Annotated in this window: 19 protein-coding genes; 10 read left to right on the forward strand and 9 right to left on the reverse strand. The window is 62.7% G+C overall.

All coding sequences use genetic code 11. The annotated features are described in order from the left end of the window. From CQ14_RS13250 to CQ14_RS13275, 6 genes are all read right to left on the reverse strand, one after another. Positions 1-1,058: CpaE/TadZ family protein (locus tag CQ14_RS13250; protein WP_245320341.1), on the reverse strand; the 1,058-nt coding region annotated here is incomplete at its 3' end. After that, positions 1,055-1,810, reverse strand: a complete 756-nt coding sequence (locus CQ14_RS13255) for a CpaD family pilus assembly protein (RefSeq protein WP_057858329.1) — start codon at positions 1,808-1,810, stop codon at positions 1,055-1,057. The genes CQ14_RS13250 and CQ14_RS13255, both read right to left, overlap by 4 nt. Before the next feature lie 9 nt (positions 1,811-1,819). After that, positions 1,820-3,277 carry a type II and III secretion system protein family protein gene (locus CQ14_RS13260; RefSeq protein ID WP_245320328.1) on the reverse strand — a complete coding sequence of 486 codons (1,458 nt, stop codon included), beginning with the start codon at positions 3,275-3,277 and terminating at the stop codon, positions 1,820-1,822. Positions 3,278-3,318: 41 nt separating this feature from the next. After that, on the reverse strand, positions 3,319-4,110 hold the full coding sequence (gene cpaB / locus CQ14_RS13265; protein ID WP_057858331.1) for a Flp pilus assembly protein CpaB: 792 nt from the start codon (positions 4,108-4,110) through the stop codon (positions 3,319-3,321). A gap of 126 nt (positions 4,111-4,236) precedes the next feature. After that, positions 4,237-4,761: an A24 family peptidase gene (locus CQ14_RS13270; protein WP_057858332.1), complete on the reverse strand. Its 525-nt coding sequence runs from the start codon at positions 4,759-4,761 to the stop codon at positions 4,237-4,239. Positions 4,762-4,973: 212 nt separating this feature from the next. After that, positions 4,974-5,138, reverse strand: a complete 165-nt coding sequence (locus CQ14_RS13275) for a Flp family type IVb pilin (protein ID WP_057858333.1) — start codon at positions 5,136-5,138, stop codon at positions 4,974-4,976. 308 nt (positions 5,139-5,446) lie between these two features. Here CQ14_RS13275 and CQ14_RS13280 point away from each other — a divergent pair, with 308 nt between their 5' ends. The 7 genes from CQ14_RS13280 to CQ14_RS13310 all read left to right on the forward strand — a co-directional run bounded on the left by CQ14_RS13280 (position 5,447) and on the right by CQ14_RS13310 (position 11,618). Beyond that, positions 5,447-6,277 carry a sterol desaturase family protein gene (locus CQ14_RS13280; RefSeq protein ID WP_057858334.1) on the forward strand — a complete coding sequence of 277 codons (831 nt, stop codon included), beginning with the start codon at positions 5,447-5,449 and terminating at the stop codon, positions 6,275-6,277. Between the two features lie 19 nt (positions 6,278-6,296). Then, entirely contained in the window at positions 6,297-7,754 is a 1,458-nt protein-coding gene (locus tag CQ14_RS13285; RefSeq protein WP_057858335.1) for a hypothetical protein, read from the forward strand. After that, positions 7,751-8,803 (forward strand): acyltransferase family protein, encoded by a 1,053-nt coding sequence (locus tag CQ14_RS13290; RefSeq protein ID WP_057858336.1) that lies wholly within the window; start codon positions 7,751-7,753, stop codon positions 8,801-8,803. The genes CQ14_RS13285 and CQ14_RS13290 overlap by 4 nt, the downstream gene beginning before the upstream one ends. A 59-nt stretch (positions 8,804-8,862) precedes the next feature. Then, positions 8,863-9,690: a sterol desaturase family protein gene (locus tag CQ14_RS13295; protein WP_057858337.1), complete on the forward strand. Its 828-nt coding sequence runs from the start codon at positions 8,863-8,865 to the stop codon at positions 9,688-9,690. Between the two features lie 136 nt (positions 9,691-9,826). Beyond that, entirely contained in the window at positions 9,827-10,327 is a 501-nt protein-coding gene (locus CQ14_RS13300; RefSeq protein WP_057858338.1) for a pilus assembly protein N-terminal domain-containing protein, read from the forward strand. A 164-nt stretch (positions 10,328-10,491) separates the two neighbouring features. Continuing rightward, a complete protein-coding gene (locus tag CQ14_RS13305) occupies positions 10,492-11,025 on the forward strand; it encodes a TadE/TadG family type IV pilus assembly protein (protein WP_057858339.1) in 534 nt (177 codons plus the stop codon). A gap of 20 nt (positions 11,026-11,045) precedes the next feature. Beyond that, positions 11,046-11,618 carry a TadE/TadG family type IV pilus assembly protein gene (locus CQ14_RS13310; protein WP_057858523.1) on the forward strand — a complete coding sequence of 191 codons (573 nt, stop codon included), beginning with the start codon at positions 11,046-11,048 and terminating at the stop codon, positions 11,616-11,618. Positions 11,619-11,754: 136 nt separating this feature from the next. Here the strand turns inward: CQ14_RS13310 and CQ14_RS13315 are convergent, their stop codons facing one another. The 3 genes from CQ14_RS13315 to CQ14_RS13325 all read right to left on the reverse strand — a co-directional run bounded on the left by CQ14_RS13315 (position 11,755) and on the right by CQ14_RS13325 (position 14,007). Next, complete coding sequence (locus tag CQ14_RS13315; RefSeq protein ID WP_002714433.1) at positions 11,755-11,967, reverse strand: cold-shock protein; 213 nt, start codon at positions 11,965-11,967, stop codon at positions 11,755-11,757. Positions 11,968-12,238: 271 nt separating this feature from the next. Beyond that, positions 12,239-12,526, reverse strand: coding sequence for a translation initiation factor IF-1 (infA, locus tag CQ14_RS13320; RefSeq protein WP_057838523.1), 288 nt, complete (start codon positions 12,524-12,526; stop codon positions 12,239-12,241). A 23-nt stretch (positions 12,527-12,549) separates the two neighbouring features. Next, the gene (locus CQ14_RS13325) at positions 12,550-14,007 is read right to left on the reverse strand and encodes a DEAD/DEAH box helicase (RefSeq protein WP_057858524.1); all 1,458 of its coding nucleotides are present in this window, start codon (positions 14,005-14,007) and stop codon (positions 12,550-12,552) included. A gap of 541 nt (positions 14,008-14,548) precedes the next feature. Between CQ14_RS13325 and urtA the strand changes: the two genes are divergently transcribed. The 3 genes from urtA (at position 14,549) to urtC (ending at position 18,785) form a co-directional block, all read left to right on the forward strand. After that, positions 14,549-15,865, forward strand: coding sequence for an urea ABC transporter substrate-binding protein (gene urtA / locus CQ14_RS13330; RefSeq protein ID WP_057858340.1), 1,317 nt, complete (start codon positions 14,549-14,551; stop codon positions 15,863-15,865). A 143-nt stretch (positions 15,866-16,008) separates the two neighbouring features. Next, entirely contained in the window at positions 16,009-17,622 is a 1,614-nt protein-coding gene (urtB, locus tag CQ14_RS13335; RefSeq protein WP_057858341.1) for an urea ABC transporter permease subunit UrtB, read from the forward strand. Then, complete coding sequence (gene urtC / locus CQ14_RS13340; RefSeq protein ID WP_057858342.1) at positions 17,619-18,785, forward strand: urea ABC transporter permease subunit UrtC; 1,167 nt, start codon at positions 17,619-17,621, stop codon at positions 18,783-18,785. Before urtB ends, urtC begins: the two co-directional genes overlap by 4 nt.

The raw sequence follows: 18,785 nt of genomic DNA on the forward strand, positions 1-18,785 counted from the left end.
GCCTTGGCGAACTCGGCGGCGGGGATCTCCGGCCGCTTCGGGATGCCGACCTGGTTGAGGCAATAGAGCGGCGCGCGGTCGTTCGGCCGCGATGCCTTCAGGAGGTCGAAGATGTTCTTGGTGTTGCGCAGATTGGCAAGATCGGGCGCCGCGACGATCAGGATGTCGTCGGCCGCGATCAGGGCGCGCTTGGTCCATCCCGACCATTGATGGGGAACGTCGAGCACGATGCAGGGCATCGTGGTGCGAAGCGTGTCGAAGATCGAATCGAATGCCTCGGCGCCGAAATCGTAGACACGGTCGAGCGTCGCCGGCGCCGCCAGCAGGCTCAGATGATCGGTGCATTTCGACAGCAGCCGGTCGAGGAACGCGGTATCGATCCGGTCGGGCGAGAACACCGCATCCGCGATGCCCTGTGGCGGATCCTGATTGTAGTCGAGCCCGGCGGTGCCGAAGGCAAGGTCGAGATCGGCGACCACCGAATCCAGCGCCAGATCGCGTGCGATCGCCCAGGCGACGTTGTGGGCAACGGTGGACGCGCCGACGCCGCCCTTGGCGCCGACGACGGCGATGATGCGGCCGACGGCCTTGGCTTCCGGCGACGAGAACAGGTTGCAGACCGAGCGCACGACGTCGATGGCATTGACCGGGGCGATGACGTAGTCGCTGACGCCGCGGCGGACCAGTTCGCGATAGAGCATGACGTCGTTGATGCGCCCGATCACGATCACGCGGGTTCCGGCGTCGCAAACAGAGGCGAGCTGGTCGAGGCCGACGAGAATGTCGTTGCGGCCTTCGGTCTCCAGGATGATGACGTTGGGGGTCGGGGCCGAGCGATAGGCCTCGATGGCGGCGGCCATGCCGCCCATCTGGATCTTGAGATGGGCCTTGCCCAGGCGGCGGTCTTCGCCCGCCGACTGCACCGCGGCCGCCGTTTCCACCGTCTCGCAGAAAGCCTGCACCGACACCCGCGGCGCCGGCGCGATGTGATCCTCGGTCGACGGCGCCGTGATTTCCGGCTGCTGCTGTTCTGTATTCTGGCGCGAGTAAGTGATCATTTGCCGGTATCGCTGAGTTTGGCCTTGTCGGCCTCGGGATAGGTGGTCGTGGTCGTCATGCCCTTGCGATATTTGTCGAAGGCGATGGCACGGCGCGGAGTAAAGGCTGGGGTTTCGGGACGCGGCTGCGCGAGGTCGGCCGGATTGTCGACCATCGCCGCAAGATTGCGCTGATTGGCGCAGCCGAAATTGTAATAGGACTTGTTGTCGAAGTAGTTCTTGTTGTTGATCGACGGACCGAGATCCTCCGGCCACAGGCCGCATGGGCCGGCCACCGCCGAAATCTTCGGATAGTTGAGACGGATCGCGGCCATATGCCTGGGATCTTCGGGACGATACTGGCGGACATTGACCGCGCGCGGCGGCACGCCGGCGGCGGAGAAGGTCGCCTGGATCTCCCGCAATGAATCCTCGGCCGCCCGCGCATTCGGCGTATTGACGGGCACGTCGACGCTGATGGCGCCGGTGCCTTCGCGAAGCCAGGTCTGCGCCAGGTACATGACGTCGGCGCGCTGGGAGGCGGAAAGGCCGCCGCGTCCGCGACCGACGAAAACGACGATCGAGCGGTCGGCTTCCTGGACCGCGATCGGGTGGCGCAGGCGGTAATCCTCGGGCACGCTGGCTGTTGTCGCCGGATCGACGACGGCATGCTTGCAGGCACCGAGCGCCACGGAAAGACCGATCAGCGCTACGGTCAGGCGGAGCGCGCGCTTGCGATCGGCGGGTCTTGGGAATGTGCTCTGTGATGTCATCGTCCCGCCTCAGTCCGTAATAAAGCCGTAGGTGCCGCGATAATTCCGAGTCTTTTCGACGCGGCCCGGAACGCCGTAGATGCGATTGATGCTGCCGAGCAGGTCGGCCTGCGGGTCCGCCACGGCGGCGAAGCCGTCGTCGGGGCGCGACAGGTCCTTCTGCGCCACCGCGCGGACCACGTATGGCGTGACCAGAACCATCAGCTCGGTCTGGTTGTTGACGTAGTCGCGGCTGCGGAACAGCGAGCCGAGGATCGGCAGTTGCGCCAGGCCGGGCAGGCCGTTGATGGCCTGCTTGGTCTGCTCCGCGATCAAGCCCGCCATGGCCATCGCGCCGCCGGAAGGAATCTCCAGCGTGGTTTCCGCGCGGCGGGTCTTGATCGAGGGAATGGTTAGCGCGTTCGTCGAGTTGTTGTTGAGCGCCTGCGTCAGCGTGATCGAGTTGTCGTTCGACAGTTCCGACACCTCGGTCATGACGCGAAGGCTGATCCGTCCTTCGGTCATCACCACCGGCGTGAAGTTGAGCGAAATGCCAAACTTCTTGAACGAGATCTGGGTCGTACAGACGCGTGTGACCGGATCGCAGGCATAGCCTGCGGGAACGGGAAATTCGCCGCCGGCAATGAAGGTCGCGGATTCGCCCGAGATCGCGGTCAGGTTGGGCTCGGCCAGCGTGCGAACGACGCCGGCGCTTTCCATTGCGCGCAGCGTAGCCGTCACTGACGACGAAGTGCCGCTGCCGAACGTTCCCTGCGCCGAGTTGCCCGAGACCAGCGAACGGCCGAGGGCGGTGAACGGGTTGGCGTTGGTGAAATTCACCACCGAGGTGCCGTAGGTGAAGCTGGCCGAGAGATCGATGCCCAGCTGCTTGATGATATTGCGGGAGACTTCGGCGACCGTCACCTTCAGCATCACCTGGTCGCGGCCGCGGACCGCGATCGAATTGACGACCTTCTCGGCGCCGCCGACCAGGCGGGCGGCGATGTCGGCGGCCTGTTGCGCTTCGACCGGGCTTGCGGCGCTGCCAGTCAGCACGACGCCATCGCCGACACCTTCGATCACGATGTCCGAATTCGGCAGCGACTGCTTCAGCGCGGCGCGCACGCCGTTGAGGTCGCGCTTGACCGCTATGTCATAGGCTGCGATCTGCGCTCCGGTTGAATCGAAGAAAACGATGTTGGTCTGGCCGACCGCGGCGCCGATGATATAAGCGCGCTGGGTCGTCCGCACGACCGCGTTGGCGACCTTGGGGTCGGCGACCAGCACGTCCTTGATCTCGCGCGGCAGATCGACCACCATCGATTTGCCGATTCCGAGCGAAACGAAACGCGCGTTCATCTGTCCTTCGGCGGCGGCCGGAGCCATCGCGCGGTAATCGCTTGCTACCACCGGCGTCAGCGCCGGATTGAGCGTGAGAGCAGCCACGGCCGAAAACGACAGGGCGCGGACGATGAACGTTCGCATCATCGGCTGAATTTCCCTGCACTTCATATCGTGCGTCCTTTCGGTCACTTCTGCATCGTCTGCTGGCTGGCGACGCCATAACGAATGACGTTGAAATTTTCGCCGCGCCTGTTGCGTAGCTGCTCGTCCGGATTTTCGGTCGCCTTGACGTCGGCGATGCTGCGCAGCGCCAGCGTCAGCGTGCCGCTCTGGCGCGACTGCGCCAGGGTCTCGGCCTGTTCGGGCTTCAGCTCGAGGGTGACGGTCTTGCCAACCAGCGAGTTGGCGCCTTCCTTTTCCTTCGGCGCCTGGTCGATCGCGAGAACACGAACATTGGCGAGGATGATTTCCGAAGTGGAGACGTCCGGACCTCTGCCGTTGGCGCTCCTCTCGCGCTTGGTCAGAAGCACGTCGACGCGGTCGTTCGGCAGGATGAAGCCGCCGGCGCCGGTTTCCGGCGAAATTTCGGTGGAAATGGCCCGGTAGCCGGCCGGCAGGATCGCCGCCATGAAGCCGGAGCCGTCGACTTTCACCAGCTTCTGCTCGCGAATCGGCTCGCCCGCGATGAACGGGGAGCGTGCGATCGAGCCGGTGATTTCGGTGATGGCGTCGGCCTTGCTGGCCTTGTTGATGAAGTTGCTGCTGGCGGTCGCGGCCGGCCACATCTGCCATTGCAGATCGTCCGGCTTGACCGACTGGCCGAGGCCGATGTCCGATTTGGCGACGAGAATTTCGACGGTCTGCATCTGCGCGACCGGCTCCGGCGCTGGCTTGTCGCCGGACCCGCTGGCGAGATAGGCGGCAATGCCGCCGGCGACGATCGCGATGGCCAGAACCACAATGCGTGGCTTATTCATACGCTTCACTTTCCACATTACGCTGCGACGCTTCCGTCGCGGTGATGGGAGTTGACCAGCTATTCGTCAAAGCATGGTTAATGAGGCGTGTGTAAATTGCCTTAACGGAAAGTTAGCGACGCCGGATCAGCGCATGGCGAGGTGAGTGAGGCCGACCGCCTTGATCCATTCGGTCTCGGGATAGACGATCAGCGCGCCGAGCGCGAGGGCGATGCCGTAGGGGATTCCGCTCTGTTTGTCGTGCAGCCGGTTCAGCCAGGCCTGTCCCGTGAGGAAGGCGGGCAGCGGCCATTGCCGGAACTGAATCAGCAGGATCGTCAGCGCGCCGCCGAGCAGCGAGACATAGAGCAGATAATTGAGCAGGTGGTCGAAGCCGAACCAAAGCGCCACGCTGGCCGCGACCTTGGCGTCGCCGCCGCCGACCCATCCCATCGCGAAGCAGCCAAAGGCCACAACCAGAACGGCGGCGCCGGCGCCGAAATGCAGAAGGATGTCGTGCAGACCCATGCCGCCGAGCACCGCAAGTACGACGAAGCCGGCGATCAGTGCCAGCGACACCCGGTTCGAAATCGTCATCGTGAACAGGTCGCTCGCGGCGGCGAACGCCATCAGGGCCGGAAACAGCAGGAGGCGGGCGGTATCGAGGATCATGAAATCACGCTTGCTGCGGTTGACCGGGGTGCAGGCTCCGGCCGAGCCTAGTCACGAGAAATGAACAATCGGGAAACGAGGGAAGTCGCGGGGGGCGCGCGCTTGCCGGATCCGGTGCCTGACCACCGCGTCCGGCGCGTGCGCGCTCTGGTGAAAACGAAAAAGGCCCCGGCTTTTTTCCGGGGCCTTCCACGCTAACTCGTAGCGGTCGCTTACTTCAGCGAGCTCGAGATCGTGTTGAAGTTCGTCGACAGCTTGGTGCCGAGACCGTTGACGGCGGTGATGATCGCGATCGCGATGCCGGCGGCAATCAGACCGTACTCGATGGCGGTGGCGCCGGACTCATCCTTCACGAAACGCGAAACGAGATTCTTCATAGATGATAACTCCTGTGTACACGTGGCTGGTCGAACTTAAGTTTGGTCTCGCCGGCGTTCTCAGCACCGTGACCATGGCGTCACCCTAGGGTGCGACAATTTCGACGCAGTTAATTCGACCATCGAAAAATGCTAGGAACTTGCTGTTATTCAGCACAGTAAACGCTGCATTAAAGCGTTCGATAAAAATCCAAGCGCGACTTCGAAGCGCCTTCGTCGCGATCGCAGCGTGTCGGTCGAGTCCTTTGATTCACGGCTCCTTAAGCGCAAGCGGATACGCCTTGCAGGTCTGATCGAGCGGGGCCGTCATGTCGAGTTTACCAATGGAAGTCATCGAGGTGGTGGGCCAGACGATGGCGAAGGTCGTTCCGGTCACGATCATGCTCGCTGTTGTGTTCACGGTGCTCTCGCACTTCTGGGCCTGCAATCCGGGCAAACCCTGGTGGCGCAAGCGCGAGCTCATTACCGACATCTGCTACTGGTTCTTCGTGCCGGTGTTCGCACGCATCTTCCGCATCGGCCTGCTGGTGCTCGGCGCCTCAGTCGTCTTCAACATTCACGAGGTCGACGAACTGATCGCATTCTACGACAACGGCCATGGGCCGCTGGCGCAGCTTCCGCTGTGGATGCAGGCGATACTGTTCCTGGTCGCATCCGACTTCATGCTGTACTGGCTGCACCGCATGTTTCACGGCGGCGGCTTCTGGAAATATCACGCCATCCATCATTCCTCGGAAGATCTCGAGTGGATCTCGGCGGCGCGCTTTCACCCCGTCAACCTCTTCATCGGAACGATCCTGGTCGACGTCGTCCTGCTGATGGCGGGCATATCGCCCAACATCATGCTGTGGGTCGGGCCGTTCACGACCTTCCACTCCGCCTTCGTTCACGCCAACCTGAACTGGACGCTCGGGCCGTTCAAATATGTGCTGGCCACGCCGGTCTTCCATCGCTGGCATCACACCTCGCTGGAAGAGGGCGGCAACACCAATTTTGCGGGCACCTTTCCGCTCTGGGACATTCTGTTCGGAACGTTCCGCATGCCCGAGAACCGGCTGCCTGAAACTTACGGCGTGGACGAAGATCAGCAGGTCCCGACCGAGATTGGCGGGCAACTGGCTTATCCATTCCGCCACTAGGACCCGCCGGTAATTTCGCATGAGCATCGAAGCAGAGGCGATCCAGAGGGAGAAAACCTTCAGCCTTGCCGATGTCCCGGCATGGCTGTGGCTCGGCATCGGCGTCTACGCGCTGTTGCTGATCCGCGGCGCGGCGCTCCTGAACGATTCCGACACCTACTGGCAGATCGCCGTGGGGCAGTGGATCCTCGACCATCAAGCCTTGCCGCGCGTCGACATCTATTCCTTCACCAAGGCCGGAGAGCCGTGGACGTCGTCGTCCTGGCTGGCGCAGGTGCTGTATGCGGTGAGCTACAATCTGGCGGGCTGGACCGGGCCGGTCGTTCTCGCCGCGAGCTCGATCGCCGCAACCTTCGCGTTGTTCACCCACATTCTAGGCCGCCGCATCCCCGCCGGCTATGCGGTCGCGGTCGCGATCGCGGCGCTGGTGCTTTCGATGGGGCATTTTCTGGCGCGCCCGCACGTGCTGGTGCTGCCGATCATGCTGGCCTGGGCGTACGGGCTGATGTCGGCGAGCGAGCGCGGAGAGGCACCGTCGCCATGGCTGTTGCCGTTGCTCGCGTTGTGGGCGAACCTGCACGGCGGGTTCGTGTTCGGCCTCGTGCTGGTCGGTGCATTCGCGCTGGATGCCTTGTGGAATGCCGAGCATGCCCGGCGACGGTCGGTGACGCTGCGCTGGGCAGCGTTCGGCGTCGGCGCGCTGGTGGCCTGCTGCGCCACGCCGTACGGGTGGGGATCGATCCTCGCCGCCCGCAAGATCCTCGATCTCGGCGAACTCCTGCATCTGATCTATGAATGGATGCCGGCGGACTTCAGCAAATTCGGTGCGTTCGAGATGGCGATCCTCGTGCTGATCGCCGGCGCGCTTTCCGGCGGCGTCAAGCTTACGCCGCCGCGGATCGCGCTGGTGCTGGGCCTGCTGCATATGGCGCTGTCGCATGTCAGGAACGTCGAAATTTTCGCGCTGCTGCTGCCGATCGTGGTGCTCGCGCCGGTGGCCTCGCAGTTCGCGCTGCGGCCGGCCTGGTCCGCCCGCGCCGGTGCCCCGATGTCCGTGGTTGCAGCGGTAATCGCCCTGCTCGGCGGCTGGACGTGGCTGCTGGCAGCCAACACCACCTTCGCACCGCCCCAAAACCATTCGCCGGCGGCGGCTGTCGATGCGCTGATGGCGCATCATCCGAAGCGGGTTCTCAACGATCTCCCGTTCGGCGGCTATCTGATCTGGCGGCAGATCCCGGTCTTCATCGACGGGCGTGCCGAGCTCTACGGCGAAGCCTTTGAGATGGCCTATTACCGCGCGATGCAGCTCAAGGACGTGAACGAGCTTCTCAATATCCTCAAGACCTGGCAGATCGATGCCGTGCTGCTGACGCCTTTCACGCCGGCGGTCAGCCTGCTTGATCACACCGCGGGTTGGCGGCGCGTCTACGCCGATGGCAACGCCGTATTGCACGTCCGTACCGCCGGCACGCCATGACACGGCGCAACCAGTCGCTGGATCTTTTGCGCGGCGTGGCCATCTTGCTGGTCGTGCTGGTGCACTGCCAGGAAGAGTCCACCGGCGTCGTTCCCGGCCTGTCCTGGTTTGCCAGGAATTACGGCGGGCTCGGCGTCCAGCTCTTTTTCATCATCAGCGGCTATACGATGATGCTGACATTTGGCGACAGGCTCGATCTGGTCGCCGCCCGCTCGTTCTACATCCGGCGCTTCTTCCGGATCGCGCCGCTGTTCTGGGTCGCCATTGTTTTTTACCTGCTGGCGACGCGCGGCCGCGGCATCACGAACTTTGCGCCTGACGGCGTCGGCGTGAGCGAGGTGCTGCTGACGTTCTTCTTCCTGCATTCGTGCAGCGTCACCGCCTACAATTCGGTGGTTCCGGGCGGCTGGAGCATTGCGGTGGAGATGCAGTTCTATCTGCTGTTCCCGCTGCTGATCTACCTGTTCCGCCGCCGCAACGGCGCCACGCTGTGTTACGCGTCGATCGCGCTTGTCAGCGTCATCGGACAATTGGCCGTCGAGCCCTATCTGATTCCGCGGCTGGCAGCGTCGCTGCCCGCCAGCCAGACGTATCTGGCTGAAGGCGTCTTCACCAGCTGGCTGCCGCGCCAGGTGATCTGCTTCGGCTTCGGTATTCTGCTGTATGACTATATCGAGCTGAAGAACAGGCCGACATTCGCCGCGCTGGTGCTGCTCGGCGCTGCGCTGATCGTCACGCCGCAGGGCGCCGACGTCGCGTTGCTGGCTGCATTCGCCTTCGGTCTACTGATCTCGAACGTCTCGCTGTCGTGGATGACGGTGCTGGGACGTCACTCCTACGCCATCTATCTCGTTCATTTCGCCGTGGTGTCGCTGATAGCCGGACTGGTCCCGGTGGGCCTGGTGCCGCTGTTCGTGCTGGTCTCGGCCGTGTCGCTGGCGTTCAGCTATTATCTGATCGAGCCGCGGATCGAGCGTCCCTTCAACCGGCTGGGCCACGCACTGGCGTCGGCCGGCAGTGCCCCGAAAGCCGTCGTGACGACCGCCTGAAGCCCGCTGACGGTCGTGCAAACTGGCGGCGAGGCGGGGATTCTGCTACGCCGGTCGAAATGAACCTGCCGACCGAAATCGTCGAAATGCTCGGCCAGACCCTGGCCAAGGTGTTGCCGGTCACGATCGCGCTGGCACTGCTGTTCTCGCTGCTTTCGCATTTCTGGGCCTGTAATCCCGGCAAGCCATGGTGGCGCAAGCGCGAACTCGTCACCGACGTCTGCTACTGGTTCCTGGTGCCGCTGTTCGCGCGCGTATTCCGCATCGGGCTGCTCGTACTCGGCGCCGCGCTGCTGTTTGGAATTCGCGATGCGGACGAACTGATCGCCTTCTACGACAACGGCCACGGCCCGTTGTCGACGCTGCCCTTGTGGCTGCAGGCGATCCTGTTCCTGGTCGCAGCCGATTTCATGATGTACTGGCTGCACCGGATGTTTCATGGCGGCGGGTTCTGGAAATACCATGCCATCCATCATTCCTCGGAGGACGTGGACTGGATCTCGGCGGCGCGCTTTCATCCCGCCAACCTGCTGCTGGGGACCATCGGAGTCGACGTCGCGCTGCTGCTGGCCGGCATTTCGCCGGGCGTGATGCTCTGGCTCGGGCCGTTCAACATCTTCCATTCGGCCTTCGTTCACGCCAACCTCAACTGGACGCTCGGGCCGCTCAAATACGTCGTGGCCACGCCGGTGTTTCACCGCTGGCACCACACCGCCCGCGAAGAGGGCGGCGACACCAATTTCGCTGGCACCTTTCCGCTGTGGGACCTCCTGTTCGGGACTTTCCGGATGCCGAAAGACCGGCTGCCGGAGCAGTATGGCGTGGACGATCAGGTCTCGTTTCCCCGCGAGATCCTCGGGCAGCTGGCCTATCCGTTCCGCAAGTAGGTAAATGGCGGATTTCTTGCCGCCGGGCCGGGCCTATTTGCCCTTTGTTCATGAATTGTCGTCAGATTCACCCTGTCGGGCGCCGGTTCCGCTGTGTATCCGCCATTGCCGGCCTGTTGATGCCCCGGGGTAGAGTATGTCGTTCAAGTTTCCGCGTATTCGCGCACGCGCGCGTTTTGGATTGCGTTCCCTCGCTGCAGGAATCCTGCTGTGGCCGGCCGTCTGCCTGGCCTCGGCCGATCCCGACCGCATAGCCGTCTATGTCGATCAGGCGAAGCTCGTGAAGCTTCCTGCCAAGGTCTCCACCATCGTGGTTGGAAACCCGCTGATTGCAGACGTAACGCTGCAGAGCGGCGGCATCATCGTGGTTACTGGCAAGGGCTACGGCGCGACCAACTTCATCGCAATGGACCGCAACGGCGAGGTGCTGGTGGACCGCCAGATTCAGGTCGAAGGCCCGCCCGATCAACTCGTGACCGTGTATCGCGGCGTCGAGCGGGAATCCTATAGCTGCATGCCGGTTTGCCAGCGTCGCGTTACCCTCGGCGACGGCGACATGTACTTCAGGACCGCAATCGGTCAGGCCGGTTCGCTCTCCGGCCAGGCCGCGGGAGCCGCGGCGGGCGGCATCAGGTGAGTCTGCTGCGATAGAAACCCGCCGGCCAATCTCCGGCGGGCTTGCGGCAGGGTTAAGAGACGGTTGACGGAGCGGGTCGTTCTGGCTGGATCGGCCGAAACAATTCAACAATCAGTTTCGGATAGGTTTTTGCGGCAATCCCCTCGCGTTCTGAGGTCTCGTTGATGCCGCCTTCCACACCTCCCAAGACAAGCATCCTGCGCCGGTTTCGTCGCAATCGAAGGGGCACGGCCGCCGTCGAGTTCGCGCTGGTCGCGCCGATATTCTTCGGCGTCCTGTTCGCGATCATCGAACTGGCGCTGGTGTTCTTTGCCAGCCAGATCCTCGAGACGGTGACGCAGGATACGTCGCGTCTGATCTTGACCGGCCAGGCGCAGAACTCCTCCTTCACCCAGGCGCAATTCAAGAACGCCGTTTGCGCCAAGCTCACCATCATGTTCGATTGCGTCAACGGCATCTCGATCGACGTGCAGAGCTACAAGGCGTTTTCCAGCGTCAACGTTTCCGACCCGATCGTTTCGGGAAATTTCGTTCCTCCGAACAACTATCTGCCGGGTGGACCCGGCGACATCGTCGTCGTGCGGCTGTTCTACAAATGGCCGCTGTTCGTCACCGGCCTCGGCTACAACGTCGCCAATATCAGCGGCAACCAGCGGCTGTTGACGGCGACCGCCGCGTTCCAGAACGAACCTTACTAGGGCCAAGGGTAATGAAACCGATGAGCACAATCTGGCTTCGCATGCGCCGCCGCGCGTTCGAGTTGCGGGGCAACAACAGCGGTGTGGCGGCCGTCGAATTCGCCATGATTATTCCGCTCATGGCGATGCTGCTCGTGGGAACCAACGAGTTCTCGGCCGGCGTCGCCATCGACCGCAAGGTGACGATCATGGCGCGCACGCTGTCGGACCTGACGTCCCAGAACGAGAAGGTCACCGATACGCAGTTCACCAACTTCTTCAATGCCAGCAAGGCCGTCATGACGCCTTATGCGTCGAGCCCGGTGGAGGGGACGATCACGGAACTCTGGATCAATCCGACCACGCTGAAGGCGCGGGTGCAGTGGAGCAAAGGCGCCAACGCGCACTCCCCGGGCGACATCATCGAGATTCCGGAGGCGCTCAAGATCGCCAACACCTACCTGATCTACAGCGAGGTGAAATACAAATATGTTCCCAGCGTCGCCTGGTTCCTCAACAAGGCGAATGGCATCACGCTGAGCGATGTCAGCCTCACCCGTCCGCGCCAGTCGCTTTGCGTGATGTACAACACCACTGTCTGCGAACAGAAATGAGACGCCCGTGCCGGGTGAACTGCCAGGAAAATGATGAGATGAAAAAGGCCGCGCCATGGGCGCGGCCTTTTGATTTATTCGGCTGAATTGTTCAGCGGCGATCTTCGGGACGCTGTCGCATGCGCCCGAAAATCGCTTATCCGGCGGCGCGCAGATTGTCGGCCGAAGATTTGCCAGAGCGGCGATCTGCCACGATTTCGTAGGAGATCTTCTGGCCTTCACGCAACGTTCCGAGGCCGGCACGCTCGACAGCGCTGATGTGCACGAACACGTCATTGCCGCCGTCATCCGGCTGGATGAAGCCATAGCCCTTGGTTGCGTTAAACCACTTCACTGTTCCCATGCTCACTGGGGTAGTCCCTTCTCAGATATACAAGTCGTAGCCCACCCTTCGATGGGCTGGTGAGATCGAATTTTTGGAAGGGTCGTCAGCGTCTAAACCGGCTGTACCGGTGGATAGCTAATGTCGTCCGGCCGAAAATCGATGCTTAATATTATTCGATTGCATCATTCAAAACAATCCTGACGTGCACGATTTTTTGATTCGGCCGGCCAGCCGGCCGCATTCGCGCACGACAGGAGCGTATCGGGCGCGTTTTCGTGGGACGTTAAGGGTTCGTTTACCTGCGACGGAACTGTCCGCCGCGCGGTGGCGCCCCACGCGGGGCACCGGGATTGCTGGGACGCTCGTCCTTGTGACGGAAGATCAGGCGTCCTTTCTCCAGATCATAGGGTGACATTTCGATCGTGACCCGATCGCCTGCGAGCGTCTTGATCCGGTTCTTCTTCATCTTGCCCGCGGTATAGGCAACAATTTCGTGTCCGGCATCGAGCTGCACGCGATAGCGCGCATCGGGGAGGATTTCGGTCACCAGTCCTTCGAACTGGATCAGCTCTTCTTTAGCCATGGTGGTCTCCAGGTCGATCGAGGCTAGCGCTGCGGTCGGTGGCTTCGGTTCGATTGGTTATTCGGTCGGCTCTCGCGATGCAAGAAGGCGACGCCTTGAATGCCCTCGCTGTGTCCGGCTTGGCTCTTGCTGCCCTGCTGCGGCTGACGCGGCGACTCATGTCGGTTCGGCTGCGGCGCGGCATTATTACCACCACCGCGGCGGCGTCGGCGAGGGCCTTTTGACGGTTGTGCCTGCTCATTGGAACGGCCGGCATGGGCGCGCGGCGCGGAACGCCCGTTACGGTGCTGGGCGGAGTGATGTGCGGCCGGCGGAGCGGCATCGCGGCTGCCTGGCGTGCGGCGATCTTCCTTCGGCAGCGAAATACGGATCAGCCGCTCGATGTCGCGCAGATAGCCCATTTCCTCGGCGCCGGCGATCAACGAGATCGCGACACCTTCCCTGCCGGCGCGGGCGGTACGCCCGATACGGTGCACATAGGTTTCGGGCACGTTGGGCAGATCGAAATTCACCACATGGCTGATGCCGTCGACGTCGATGCCGCGGGCGGCGATGTCAGTAGCGACCAGGGTGCGGATCTCGCCGGAGCGGAACGCCGCCAGTACGCGTTCCCGGTGGTTCTGCGACTTGTTGCCGTGAATGGCGTTGGCTTCGATGCCGGCCTTTGCCAGCACCTTCACCACCTTGTCGGCGCCGTGCTTGGTGCGGGTAAACACCAGCGCGCGGTCGACCGGTTCCTGCTTCAAAAGCTGCGCCAGCACCGCCGGTTTGGCGGCGAAATCGACTTGGATGATGCGCTGGGCGATCCGGTCGGCCGTCGAGGCCACCGGCGTCACCGCCACCCGCGCTGGGTCGCGCAGCATGGATTCAGCTAGTTCCGCGATGTCCTTCGGCATGGTGGCAGAGAAGAACAGCGTCTGCCGCTTGATCGGCAGCTTGGCGACGACTTTGCGGATGTCGTTGATGAAGCCCATGTCGAGCATGCGGTCGGCTTCGTCGAGCACCAGGAACTCGACCTGGTTCAGCTTCAGCCCGTTGCTTTGGACGAGATCGAGCAGGCGGCCGGGGGTGGCCACCATGACTTCCACGCCCTGCATGACCGAGCGGACCTGCCGGCCCATCGGCACGCCGCCGATCGCGAGCGCCGAGGTCAGCCGGATGTGGCGGCCATAGGCGTTGAAGCTGTCGAGGATCTGGCCAGACAATTCGCGGGTGGGAGACAGCACCAGCACGCGGCAGCTCTTCGGCTGCGGCCGGACGCGGTTCTCCAGGATCCGGTGCAGGATCGGCAGCGCGAAGGCCGCGGTCTTGCCGGTTCCGGTCTGGGCGATGCCGACGACGTCACGGCCGGTCATTGCGATGGGGATGGTCTGGGCCTGGATGGGCGTGGGCGTGTGGTAATTTTCTTCCTTGAGCGCACGCGAAATGGGATCGGCGAGGCCGAAATCCTGAAAGGAGGTCAAAAGGGTGGTTCTTTCCATAAAGAGCAGGCGCCCGGCGGTTTCGGCCAGGGAGCGCGCGAGTGTGTCCAGAGACACCCGCGTGTCTGGGGCGTCGGTTTTGCTAGCTGAAGGGGGCAAGCCAGAAACCGCAAAACGGGATCAGAACACGCGGCTCGCAGGGACCTGATGATTCTCTAGGTCACGGGGATCATATGGAGCAGTCGCAAGGCGCTTTCAAGGTGAATTCCGCGTGCGCCGCCCGCGCGGTTAAAGGAAACTGATCGGCTGGCCCGTGTGGTGCCCCGCGTCAGACCCAAACGATCAAAAAGCGTGCAAGAAATTTAGCCAAATTGCGGCTTTTGCACAAAAAATAGATAGTTTGCCGCCAAAGCATACATTTCTGAAGCCTAGGAAATAGGCATATTTGCTGTCACCGGTTTTCGCGCAGCCGGAATTTCCAAGCGATTAGAATAGCTTATGCCATCATAAAACCGTGGCATGGTTCTTGCGATTCCCTTAACGCAGGCGGCCGTGGGGCCGTTCGCAGCGTTTAACGCCTGCGTCAGGGAGATGACATTTCATGCTTACAAAATTGACTCACGATATAGCGACGCTGAGCCGCCGCCACTGGCTGGCGGCCACCGCCGGCCTGGTTCTGGGTCTGGCGGCGTTCTCGAACGCCAAAGCGCAGGAGACCATCAAGGTCGGCGTCCTGCACTCGCTCTCCGGCACCATGGCCATCAGCGAAACCACGCTGAAGGACACCATCCTCTTCCTGATCGACGAGCAGAACAAGAAGGGCGGCGTGATGGGCAAGAAGCTCGAAGCCGTCGTCGTCGACCCCGCGTCGAACTGGCCGCTGTTTGCCGAAAAGGCCCGCGAGCTGATCACCAAGGACAAGGTTTCGGTCGTGTTCGGCTGCTGGACTTCGGTGTCCCGCAAGTCCGTGCTCCCGGTGTTCAAGGAGCTGAACTCGATCCTGTTCTACCCCGTGCAGTACGAGGGTGAGGAGAGCGAGCGCAACGTGTTCTACACCGGTGCTGCGCCGAACCAGCAGGCGATCCCCGCGGTCGATTACCTGATGAAGGACGAGAAGGTGAAGCGCTGGGTGCTGGCCGGCACCGACTACGTCTATCCGCGCACCACCAACAAGATCCTCGAAGCCTACTTGAAGTCGAAGGGCGTCAAGCAGGAAGACATCATGATCAACTACACGCCGTTCGGTCACTCCGACTGGCAGACGATCGTCGCCGACATCAAGAAGTTCGGCTCGGCCGGCAAGAAGACCGCCGTGGTCTCCACCATCAACGGCGACGCCAACGTTCCCTTCTACAAGGAGCTCGGCAACCAGGGCATCAAGGCGACCGACATTCCGGTTGTCGCGTTCTCGGTCGGTGAAGAAGAACTCGCCGGCATCGACACCAAGCCGCTGCTCGGCCATCTCGCCGCCTGGAACTACTTCCAGTCGATCAAGTCGCCGGAGAACGAGAAGTTCATCAAGGCGTGGCAGGCCTACACCAAGAATCCGAAGCGCGTGACCAACGATCCGATGGAAGCGCACGTCATCGGTTTCGACATGTGGGTCAAGGCGGTCGAGAAGGTGAAGTCGACCGATCCGGACAAGGTGATCGACGCTCTCCCGGGCATCGAAGCCAAGAACCTGACCGGCGGCACCTCCAAGATGCTTCCGAACCATCACATCACCAAGCCGGTGTTCATCGGCGAGATCAAGGCCAACGGCCAGTTCGACGTGGTGTGGAAGACCCCGGGCCTGGTGGCCGGCGATGCCTGGTCGAAGGAGCTCGAAGGCTCCAAGGACCTGATCGGCGACTGGGTCGGCAAGAAGTGCGGCAACTACAACACCAAGACCAACAAGTGCGGCGGTCAGGGCTCCTGATCCCGATCTGATCCGAAGGATCATGATCCTCCTGACGTAAAAAAGCCTTTTAAAAAAACTTCCAAGAGAACCTGAACTACAAGCAAGAACGGAGAAGGCGGCGATGCCGCCGCCTTCTCCCCACACTCCTGCCGGGGCGTATTGTGTCTGCCAATTTCCTTGACCGTTTTCGCGCGGTTCTGCTCGCCATCCTGCTCGCCGCTTGCTTCGCCGTGCCGGCGCTGGCCGGTCCGTTCGAGGATGCGGTCGCCAAATTTGCCAATGACGATTTCTCCGACACCGACGAGGCGATCGGCGCCGTCGCGACTTCGGGCAATCCGCTCGCCTTTCCCATCATCAGCGCGCTGCAGGACGGCCGGCTGTCGGCCGATCCCGACACCAAGCAGGTTTTCGTCACCGGCGCCGACGGCAAGATCATCGACGCCGCTACCGGCGCGGCCGTCGACAAGCTGCCCGACAATGCCGCCGCCGTCCGTCTCAACAACCGCCTGCGCCGTGCGGTAGAGGCCGCGCTCGGCGGCCTGACGCTGTTGTCGCCCGATCCCGCCAAGCGCATCGCCGCGGCGCAGTCGGTGTTCAAGAGCCACGACGAGAATGCATTGCCGGTGATCGACGGCGCACTGGCCAAGGAGACCAACAAGGCGGTGAAGGCGGCCTTTGCCGAGGCCCGCGCCGCCATCCTGCTCTACAAGTCTGACGCCACCGAGCTGGAAAAGCTCGAGGCCGTTGCCGTCATCAAGGCGCGCGGGGATCAGGAGGCGTTGGCGCTCCTGACCGGGCTCGGCAGCGACGTGCCGCCTAACGTCGCGCGCATTGCGGCCAGCGCAATCGCCTCGATCCAGAGCGATCTGCAGATGTGGTCAATGGTGCAGAACGCCTGGTACGGCCTGTCGCTCGGATCGGTGCTGCTGCTCGCCGCGATCGGACTCGCCATCACCTTCGGCGTCATGGGCGTCATCAACATGGCCCATGGCGAAATGGTGATGATCGGCGCCTACACCACTTTTGTGGTGCAGGAGGTCATCCGCACCCGCTATCCCGACCTGTTCGATTACTCGCTGCTGATCGCGGTGCCGCTGGCGTTCCTCGTTGCGGGGGCGATCGGCGTCCTGATCGAGCGCGGCATCATCCGCTTCCTCTATGGCCGTCCGCTGGAAACGCTGCTTGCGACCTGGGGCCTGTCGCTGGTGCTGCAACAGGCCGTGCGCACGATGTTCGGCCCTACCAACCGCGAGGTCGGCAATCCCTCCTGGATGAGCGGCGCATTCGAGCTCGGCCAGATCACCATTACCTATAACCGGCTCTGGATCCTCTGCTTCACGCTGGCGGTGTTCGTCATCCTGCTCGCGATGCTGCGCTACACGGCGCTGGGGCTGGAGATGCGCGCGGTGACGCAGAACCGGCGCATGGCGGCGTCGATGGGCATCGCCACCTCGCGCGTCGATGCGCTGACCTTCGGCCTAGGCTCGGGCATTGCCGGTATCGCCGGCGTCGCGCTGTCGCAGATCGACAATGTCAGCCCCAACCTCGGCCAGAGCTACATCATCGACAGCTTCATGGTCGTCGTGTTCGGCGGCGTCGGCAATCTCTGGGGCACGCTGGTCGGCGCCTTCACGCTCGGCATCGCCAACAAGTTCCTGGAGCCGGTGGCCGGCGCCGTGCTCGGCAAGATCGCCATTCTGGTGCTGATCATCCTGTTCATCCAGAAGCGTCCGCGCGGCCTGTTCGCGCTCAAGGGCCGGGCGGTGGAAGCATGACGCCGCATGTCCTGACGCGATCGCTGGATCGCAGCGCCACCATCTTCATCCTGATCGTCGCAGGCCTCGGCGTGCTGATCCCGCTATCCAACCTGCTGCTGCCGGCGGGCTCGGCGCTGCAGGTGCCGACCTATCTGGTCGCGCTGTTCGGCAAATACGCCTGCTACGCCATTCTCGCGCTCTCGATCGATCTGATCTGGGGCTATTGCGGCATTCTCTCGCTCGGTCACGGCGCTTTCTTCGCGCTCGGCGGCTACGCGATGGGCATGTATCTGATGCGCCAGATCGGCAGCCGCGGCGTCTACGGCAATCCGATCCTGCCCGATTTCATGGTGTTCCTGAACTATCCAAAACTGCCGTGGTACTGGCACGGCTTCGATATGTTCTGGTTCGCGGCCTTGATGGTTCTGCTTGTGCCGGGCCTGCTCGCGTTCTGCTTCGGCTGGCTCGCGTTCCGCTCCCGTGTCACCGGCGTCTATCTCTCGATCATTACGCAGGCGATGACCTACGCGCTGCTGCTGGCGTTCTTCCGCAACGATTTCGGTTTTGGCGGCAATAACGGCCTGACCGACTTCAAGGACATTCTGGGCTTCAACGTCCAGGCCGACGGCACCCGCGCGGCGTTGTTCGCGCTGAGTTGCCTGGCGCTGATCCTGACCTTCCTGATCTGCCGGGCGGTTGTCACTTCGAAACTCGGCAAGGTCTTGATCGCGATCCGCGACGCCGAATCGCGCACCCGCTTCCTTGGCTACCGCGTCGAGTCCTACAAGCTGTTCGTGTTCACGCTGTCGGCCTGCATGGCCGGTGTCGCCGGCGCGCTCTACGTGCCGCAGGTCGGCATCATCAACCCGAGCGAATTCGCGCCGGGCAATTCGATCGAGGCGGTGATCTGGGTCGCCGTCGGTGGCCGCGGCACGCTGGTGGGCGCGGCCCTCGGCGCCGTCGTCGTCAACTACGCCAAGACCTTCTTCACCTCGGGGCCGCTAGCGCCGTACTGGCTGTTCATGCTGGGGGCGCTGTTCATCCTGGTGACGCTGCTGCTGCCGAAGGGCATCATCGGCACTTTCAATGCCTGGCGGGAGTCCCGCAAGGCCACGGAAGCTGCCAATGCCGAAAGCGCCGCGCTCGAGGACGGCGTCGGCGAACCGAAGCCCGCGGAGTGA

The sequence above is a fragment of the Bradyrhizobium lablabi genome (assembly GCF_001440475.1).
Lineage (GTDB): Bacteria > Pseudomonadota > Alphaproteobacteria > Rhizobiales > Xanthobacteraceae > Bradyrhizobium > Bradyrhizobium lablabi.